Annotated in this window: 5 protein-coding genes; 1 reads left to right on the top strand and 4 read right to left on the bottom strand. The window is 60.5% G+C overall.

Annotation, left to right across the window (positions count from 1 at the left end):
• Positions 1–613: 613 nt before the first annotated feature.
• From ACQKIK_RS21495 to ACQKIK_RS21480, 4 genes are all read right to left on the bottom strand, one after another.
• Complete coding sequence (locus tag ACQKIK_RS21495) at positions 614–1,060, bottom strand: DUF2147 domain-containing protein (RefSeq protein WP_499137396.1); 447 nt, start codon at positions 1,058–1,060, stop codon at positions 614–616.
• Positions 1,061–1,861: 801 nt separating this feature from the next.
• Positions 1,862–4,681 (bottom strand): AsmA family protein, encoded by a 2,820-nt coding sequence (locus tag ACQKIK_RS21490; RefSeq protein ID WP_499137395.1) that lies wholly within the window; start codon positions 4,679–4,681, stop codon positions 1,862–1,864.
• 240 nt (positions 4,682–4,921) lie between these two features.
• Complete coding sequence (locus tag ACQKIK_RS21485; RefSeq protein WP_499137394.1) at positions 4,922–6,541, bottom strand: NAD(P)/FAD-dependent oxidoreductase; 1,620 nt, start codon at positions 6,539–6,541, stop codon at positions 4,922–4,924.
• 165 nt (positions 6,542–6,706) lie between these two features.
• Positions 6,707–7,435, bottom strand: coding sequence for a carbonic anhydrase (locus ACQKIK_RS21480; protein ID WP_499137393.1), 729 nt, complete (start codon positions 7,433–7,435; stop codon positions 6,707–6,709).
• A 292-nt stretch (positions 7,436–7,727) separates the two neighbouring features.
• Here ACQKIK_RS21480 and ACQKIK_RS21475 point away from each other — a divergent pair, with 292 nt between their 5' ends.
• Complete coding sequence (locus ACQKIK_RS21475) at positions 7,728–8,186, top strand: YehS family protein (protein WP_499137392.1); 459 nt, start codon at positions 7,728–7,730, stop codon at positions 8,184–8,186.
• Positions 8,187–8,251 lie beyond the last annotated feature (65 nt).

Below are 8,251 nucleotides of genomic sequence, written 5' to 3'. Positions count from 1 at the left end.
GGTAGTGTGGGGTTTCCCCATGTGAGAGTAGGTCATCGTCAAGCTTCTACACCAAACCCCCGATCTTCGTAAGAGGATCGGGGGTTTGTCTTTGGGGCCAGAAAAGACTGAACCCTCGCACCCACCTTTTATTCCACATAGTCCTGTAGTCCGTTGGAACTGCGTTCAGAACTGGCGAGCCATCGTGCGTCCATCGAATAGTGAGGCAGTCTAGGCCAGCCATCTGGTGAAACGGCACCAACCGCTGTCTAGCGCGCGAGCAAGCTGCAGCGTAGTTCTTGTGAGGCCATGGCTTGATTCGGCGACCGGCTATGCGAGGGGCATTTCGCCGCGCTTGGTTTTTGAGGATTCTTCGGCCGCCCTACTCTTGTTCAGTTATGCGCGATTCACTCGGTATTGCAGATGGCGAACAAGCAGTCAGAACCACGAGCCTACGCGGCGAAATAGATGTTTTTGACGCGCCTAGCGGGGTAGCGGGCTTCTACAGGCGCTCGCTGAGAGCTGTAGGTTCGGTCACTGGGCGCGCCGGGGCAGCGAGCTCCGAGTTTCTAGCGTAGCCCGCTTGCAAAGCCATTCGCCTTGCTTCCGGTGTACCGATCAGAGATTCCAAGCTTTATCGGCGAATCCAGGTCTGGCTGCGGCCCAGCGCTTCGATTCCGATATAACCGCGGACTTCCAGTTCGTCACCGCCTTTAAGCAATGTCACCTTAGAGCGGTAGGTTTTGCCTTTGGCGGGGTCGAGTATGGAGCCACCGCTCCAGACGAGTTCGCCCTCGGGCTTGAGGTCCCAAAGGATGGTCATTCCTTGGATCGGCTTGTCTTTAAGCTCGCCATCGCAGGCGGTGCAAATCGGATTGATGCCATGATCGGACTGGAGAATCTCCGCGACTTTTCCCGTGAGGGTGCCGTCAAGGGCTTGCACGATTTCGACGATGGACTTGGGCTTGCCAGTTTCATCATCGATGGTCTGCCAATGCCCAGCAGGCGAGTCGGTGGCGAAGGCAACTGAAGTGAAAGCGAGCGGCAGAGCAAGCAGTAGGGCGTGCAACATTGGACGCATGGTTTCTCCAATCAACAAGGTGAAGCACCGACTCTACCATCGGTGATTTCGTTGCGCTGCCCTGAGCGCCTGACTGGCCAGTTCTCATCTAAGCCGGAAGCTTCACTTGCTAAGGGGCCAAACTCGAAGGCCCAGATGACTGCCATAGCTCGGTGCAGCTACGGCGCTGAAGGTTGAATTGCTGTCATATTCGCCCCCCAACAGGTCGGATTCGCTGTGCAGCCCGCTCGATCATCATGGTGAGCAAATAGCTGACCCGCTTCTTGGCGTTGTTAGCCATGCATCGCTCCGCCAAGTGGTGCTTTGTCGTATCGGTCAGCGGGCTGCAGGTACGCGAAGTTCTTCGCCGCAAGCAGTGACCGGGTAGATGAGCATCGATGCTAAACCGCGAGGTCGCATACCACGGCGCGCTGATACAACCAGATCGCGGGCTCTCGGGTAATTGACTACATCACCTGTTTCGGTTGTACATGAGGCGGCGCGGCTTCTTAAAAATGGCGCGTTCGGCGCCAGGCCGTCACGCGAGATGTACAGCGCCGCTCAAGTCGCCTGCCGGCCCTGCTTCGCGCAAACGCTGATTAGACCGCACAGCAGGATGCCGCGGGGCGAGGGGTAGATGCATGCGACCCGGTGCAGGCTCGCTCGGGCGCAACAAAAGCCCATCGAGTCGGCGCGCTGTGCCGAACATTACCGTCTGCATCCTTTACGATTCATCTGCTAAGACGCAACAGCGTTACAGACAGACGTAGAAGCAACGCGCAACATTGCCGACCGGGGTAAACCAGCATCCGACTGGCTGCCTCAGTCCCTTCGGTCCTGTTCGAATTCATTGAGCGCCTTACGGCAGCCGACCCCAGAGCCTTCTCCGAGTCCAGCCTCCAGCCAAGGCAGGATGGCCAACGGCGGCGCTACCAAGGCACCGACGACACTGGCGACCGCACGGGCTGCCAATTCGCCGGTCACGACGCTCGCCTGCGGGTTGCTCAGAGTGCCCTGCAGTTCGACCGGTGAGTTGCCAGAAAACAGGCTGATGTCCTTGGCGTGAGCCTCGAATGCCAGATTCAGGCGTTCGCTGTCGAGCTTGATGGTGCCCCCGCCAGTGATGTTGCTGTCGGTGGTGCTGATGAAGAACTGCTCCAGCTTCGCTATGCCATCTGTCGAGTCGAAACGCAGGTAGGTGCAATTCATTGGCACCTGATCGTCGTCAGCGAGCGCGGCCAGCGCAGCTTCCCCTGCATCCAGGCCGAGCAATTCCATGGCGAGCATATCCAGCTTCCCGCCAGACATCGCAAGTTCCAGCTTGCCATCAAGTGCAGCCGCCATCTCGCCTAGGGAGTGACCTTTGAAGTTCAGGTCTAGCTGGCCGCCAATGGTCCCGGCCGAGTCCTGCGCTACCTTCGGTAGGTCAACTTCGCGCAAGATAGGTGAGAGATTGACGCTGGTGATATCCAAGTGAAGTTCGCCCGTCGGTTGTGGTGGACGTACGTCCAGACGCAGGCGGCCATTGGCCTTGCCTTTACCAATGGCGAGCTTCAAGGGTTCGGCCACCAATACGCCTTCGTCCAGCTCGACTTTGAAGTCGACAGCGTTCAAGGGAATGTCTTTAGCGATCACCTTGTCCGCCTCGTAGCGGACGATGGCGTCGCGGTCGCGTAACGAATCGAGTCCAAGCGGTTCATCGGAAAACATTTGCCCGTCAGTGGGGTCGGTCGGCGTGCCGGGCGCTTTAAGGTCAGAGGTATAGAGGGTGTCCGAATGCAGATTGGCCCATAGCATGGGGCGACCGCTGAGGTCGAGTCGAATGTCGCCGCTCAGATCGCTTTGGCCCCACTGCGCACGCAGATCCTGCAGCCGCAACTGCTGATTCTCCCAAAGGAGCTGGCCGCGCAGCTGATAGCCCGCCATCGAAGGTAGACTCAATCCGGTCAGCGGGTTGAGGTTCGCCGGGTTCGGACCCTCGAGCGAAATCGCAAGATCCGCCGCCTCCAGCTGCAACGGATCGGTGATGGTGCCATTCACGCTCAGGCTGCTTTCGCGCGACGTTACCGTGCCTTCGACGGGATAGGGTTGATCGTCGAATAAGGCTTCCAGCGCACCGACATCAAGTTCGAACTGCAGCGGCACCTCGTTGCGCCAGGCGTTGCCCGTCACTTGCAGACCGGAGTCGGTGGAGGTGGCGTCAACTTCGATTCGCAGGTCGCGTGTCGGGTTTTCGTAGCGCAGGTGCGTGTCGCTCAGGCTAGCGGAGTTCTGCCCCAGCTGCGCATGCAACTCACCATCCAACGTGCCTAGCTTCGGATAGCCTAGAGGCTCAAGCGCACGGCCCAGGTCCAATTCCTCGACAGTCAGGTCGACCGTTCCGCTCAGCGAATCCTTCGTCAGGTCAAGGGCGCCGTTAGCGCTGATCGCCCCGTCGCCTTGCTCGGCGTGTAACTGCTGGATCTGCAAACGCTGCTCGGCCAAGCTGCCCTTGAGCACGATGTCGCTCAGCGCTGCATCGCCATACAGGAGCTGACCCAAGCTGAGGTCCACTTCGCCGCGATAGTGGCGCAAAGGTTGCAGCAGATTCTGAGCGCGCTGTTGCAGCGATTGCTTATCACTCTTCGCTTGCGATTGAGTGCTGTTCTGCTCGGCGTTAAGCAAGCGCATCACGCCCCAGCGATTGAGGTCAAGCCTGTTGCCTTGCATGTTCACGCTCAGCTCGGGCTTCTCACCGCGCTCCAAGACCAGCGAGCCGGTGAGGTGGCTTTCGCCTGTCTTCAGATCCATGCCCTGCAACGCCCAGCGCTGCCCATCGCGCTTGAGCTGAGTGTTGAAATCGAATGCAGGAACGTCGATAGCCGGAGTATCGAACGCCATCAGTTCGGCCGAGTCCGGCGCGCTCACCGTCAGCTTTCCTTGCAGGGTATCGAGCTGCGGCAGTTGCTTGGCTTCACCGCTGAAGTGCGCCTGTATCTCGCCAAGTTGGGCGTCGAGCTCAACCGCATAGGGCGAGCCGCTGGCTAACGCCTGGGAAGGTGGCCCGCCAGTCAGGCTCAGTTGCAGTGGTTTGCCCTGCACGCTGCCCTGGCCTTCGATGGAGAGCTGTCGATGGTCCGGGCCGTTATCGGTGGTGGCGATATCAAGGGTGACCTCGGCGTCCAGCGCTGCGTCGCGATAGGTGAGTCGCCCGTTCTGGATGCGGATGGTATCGGGCTGGATAGGCGAGCTGCTGAAGCTGGAGCTGTCTTCGTTTGTCAACGCGGCCCAGTTGGAGCGGCCATCCGCCTGCCGGGCCATATGAACCTCAGGCTGTTCGAGCTCGAGCAATTGCAGGCTGAGGTTCCCAGTCAGGAGGGCACCGACATCGATCTCTGCCTGCATCGCGTCAAGCTTGAGCATATAGGGGTGTTTGGCCCACTCGGGGTTGGCGATTTCAACATTGCTTACGCTGATCCCCAGCGGAAACCCCCAATCGATGTCGAGGTTGCCGATCTCGACCGCACGACCATCCAGACGCTGGCTCAGTTGGGCTTCGATCTTTTCCCGTGCCCACTGCGTTTGCACCAGCACTGCCGCAATCACCACGAGCAGCACCAGGCCCGCCAGCACGATTCCAAAGATTTTCGCTGCCTTCGCCACGTTGCCTCCTGATCCGGTTTCGCTCGTGCGCGATACGTGAGGGTCAGCTGCAGTCGGATGCAGCCCTGTGAAAGTGTCGACCCCTTACCGGGCGGAAAAGGTCACTGCAAATTTCCCAGGCACGGCCACAGGCAACGGCTGCGAGTCCCGCAGAAGCGACGAAAGACAGGTTAGATAGGCGCGAGGGCAAGCCGTGGAGACGGACGAACGGCATCGCCGTCGTCCGTGCTTGAAAGGAGGTTAACCCTGCAGATCGGCCAGCATTGCCGTGGCCACCGCTTCGGCCACCTTGATGCCGTCGACACCGGCCGAGAGGATGCCACCGGCGTACCCGGCGCCCTCGCCAGCGGGATACAGGCCGCGGGTGTTGATGCTTTGCAGGTTCTCGTTGTCGCGCTTGATCCGCACGGGTGAGGAGGTGCGCGTTTCGATGCCGGTGAGAATCGCGTCGGGGCGGTCGAAGCCGCGAATCTGCTTGCCGAATGCTGGCAAGGCTTCGCGAATGGCCTCGATCACGTAGCCGGGCAGCGATGGCGCCAGATCGCCCAGCCGCACGCCCGGCTTGTAGGAGGGTTCGACTTCGCCGAATTCGCTGGACGCACGACCGCGGATGAAATCGCCGACCAGTTGGCCGGGTGCGCAATAGTCGCTGCCGCCCAGTTCGAAGGCATGCGACTCCAGCCTTTCCTGCAACTCGACGCCCGCCAGCGGGCCACCGGGGAAGTCCTCTTCCGGGTTGATACCGACGACGATGCCGGCATTGGCGTTGCGCTCGTTGCGCGAATACTGGCTCATGCCATTGGTGACCACCCGGTTGGGCTCGGAGGTGGCCGCCACCACGGTGCCGCCCGGGCACATGCAGAAGCTGTAGACCGCCCGGCCGTTCTTGGCGTGGTAAACCAGTTTGTAGTCAGCGGCGCCCAGTTCTGGATGCCCGGCGTACTTGCCCAGGCGGGCATTGTCGATGAGCGATTGCGGGTGCTCGATGCGAAAGCCCACGGCAAAGGGCTTGGCTTCGATATAGACGCCGCGCTCATGCAAGATGCGGAAGGTGTCGCGCGAGCTGTGACCGAGGGCGAGCACCACATAGCGGCTGCGGATTTCTTCGCCGTCGGCCAGGCGTACACCCTGGATCCGCCCGTCTTCGATGATGAAATCGACCACGCGGCTGTCGAAGCGCACTTCGCCGCCCAGCGCCTTGATTTCCTCGCGCATGGTCGAGACCACGCCGGTCAGGCGGAAGGTACCGATGTGCGGCTTGCTGACGAACATGATCTCTTCCGGCGCGCCCGCGCGGACGAACTCGTGCATCACCTTGCGGCCGTAGAACTTCGGGTCCTTGATCTGACTGTAGAGCTTGCCATCGGAGAACAGCCCGGCACCGCCTTCGCCGAACTGCACGTTGGATTCCGGGCTCAACACCTTCTTGCGCCACAGCGCCCAGGTGTCCTTGGTGCGGCTGCGCACGTCACGGCCGCGCTCCAGTACGATCGGCTTGAAGCCCATCTGCGCCAGGGTCAGCGCGGCGAACAGGCCGCAGGGGCCGAAGCCGATTACCAGCGGGCGCTCGTTCAGCCCCTCGGGCGCCTGGCCGACCGGGTAGTAGCCGGTGTCCGGCGAGACGCGGATGTTGCGGTCGTCCGCCAGACTTTCGAGCACCTGAGTTTCGTCCGCCACGCTGGCATCGATGATGTGAACGAAGGTGATCTCGCTGTTCTTCTTGCGCGCGTCATAGCTGCGCTTGAAGACGGTGAAGTCGAGCAGTTCGGTGTCGCTGATTTTCAGGCGCGTGACGATGGCTTGGCGCAAGGCCTCAGCGGGGTGATCGAGCGGCAGTTGCAATTCGTTGATGCGAATCATGACAGGTCCTGGCCGGTAGCCCCGGCAGAGGTAAGGTGGCGGCGCGGCGAACCTGGGCGGTTCGCGCGGCGCGCAGTGTAGCCGCGGCGGGGCAGGCTGTCATGAGCCTGGAACGACGGGAGCGAGCCGGCCATCGCGGGGCGACAGCCGGTCGGCTCGGTTGGTTTACTGCAGGATTACCCGCGCATTGACGGGCTGCAGCGGACGGTTGTTGGCCTCGCCTACAGCATCGGTCAGGGCCTGAATCTGTGCGCTCGAGGCCACGACCGGTTGCTTGAGCACCAGCCAGCGAACCCCTTCGGAGCAGGGCGGCGTGGTGAGCGAGCCGCTGAAGCGGTAGTAATCCAGATCCGCCGGCAACATGTCTCGGATATTCACCGCAGTGGGGATCGGTTGCGTGTCGCCCTCTGCGGGCAAGCTGTCCCAGAGTTTCGCCAGTACCGGATTCTGCTCGCCCTCCTTGAACATCAGCGCCACCACCGCCAGGTTGCCTGCTTCGTCGGCATGTACCAGATGGCCTTCCAGCGGGTAAGACTGCCCCTTTATCTGGTTTTCACTGGGCATGTGGAAGTGAAACTGGATCAGCTGAAAGGTCTTTCCATCCAATGTAAGGGTGCTTCCGGGTTTGTAGGCGACCTGGACGGTATGACCGCTGTTGGCGACTTCGCTCGCGCCGGCGGCATAACTGACCATCAACGGCTCCAGTTCGGCTTCGACGAAACCGTCCAGGTTGACGGGGGACTGGTTCTTGCCGCTGCAGGCATTGAACTCAGGCGTGAGCTTCGCCCAGTTCTCCGGGCCTGTTTCACCCGAGTATTCCCAATTCGTACCCGGCGTGACTGCCAGCGCATGGCTGCAGAAGAACAGAGAGGCAAGAGAAGGGGCAGATTTCATGACAAGTTCCTCGACTTCAAAGGGCGACGGCGATGTCTGCCGTCTGGTTATGCGGCTCCTGCCTGGCGTGTGGTTACACGCTGAAAAAAGAAGCTTGCTGAGCAAGCGCTCCGAATGCTGGCCCAGCGACCCGGGCGTCATTCTTTTTTTGTCGTCGCAATCCAGGTGGCGTTCTTTTCATCCGACGGGGTGCGGTTGGGCGCCGGCTGGGCGATGCGCTTTTCGCTTCCCTTTCCGGTTGGCGAACTTCACCATGCGCGCCTTGTATATGTATTGAAGCCGGAGCGACCCCATGATCAATAACGATGTAATGCGCAGCCTGCGCTACATCCTCAACGTCAATGACGCCAAGATCGCCGAGATCACTCGGCTGACGGGTTGCGAAATTCCCGATAGCGAGGCGGTGTCTTACCTGGCGAAGGAAGAAGAGGAAGGCTTCAAACCTTGTCCAGATCGGATCATGGCGCACTTTCTCGATGGCCTCGTGATCTACAAGCGCGGCAAGGACGAGAGCCGGCCGATTCCACCCATCGAATTGCCGGTAACCAACAACACGGTGCTGAAAAAACTGCGTGTGGCCTTCGAATTGAAGGAAGACGACATGCACGCGATTCTTAAATCGGTCGACTTCCCCGTATCCAAGCCCGAACTCAACGCATTGTTCCGCAAGGCTGGACACAGCAACTACCGGGCGTGCGGCGACCAGCTGCTGCGTAACTTTCTCAAGGGGCTGGCGCAGCGCAGCAACTGAGCAAGCTTGCCTGTAGAGCCGTCAGGCATGAAAAAGCCCCGTTATCGACGGGGCTTTTTAATATC

Origin of the sequence: Pseudomonas sp. NPDC047961, assembly GCF_050272435.1 — a bacterium.
In the GTDB taxonomy this organism is placed as follows: Bacteria; Pseudomonadota; Gammaproteobacteria; order Pseudomonadales; family Pseudomonadaceae; genus Stutzerimonas.
This window is presented reverse-complemented; position numbering and strand designations above follow the sequence as displayed.

Bases quoted from the DNA above. Each gene is read 5' to 3' on its own strand.
- ACQKIK_RS21485 (WP_499137394.1), bottom strand. From the start codon at position 6,541: ATGATTCGCATCAACGAATTGCAACTGCCGCTCGATCACCCCGCTGAG.
- ACQKIK_RS21480 (WP_499137393.1), bottom strand. From the start codon at position 7,435: ATGAAATCTGCCCCTTCTCTTGCCTCTCTGTTCTTCTGCAGCCATGCG.
- ACQKIK_RS21495 (WP_499137396.1), bottom strand. From the start codon at position 1,060: ATGCGTCCAATGTTGCACGCCCTACTGCTTGCTCTGCCGCTCGCTTTC.
- ACQKIK_RS21475 (WP_499137392.1), top strand. From the start codon at position 7,728: ATGATCAATAACGATGTAATGCGCAGCCTGCGCTACATCCTCAACGTC.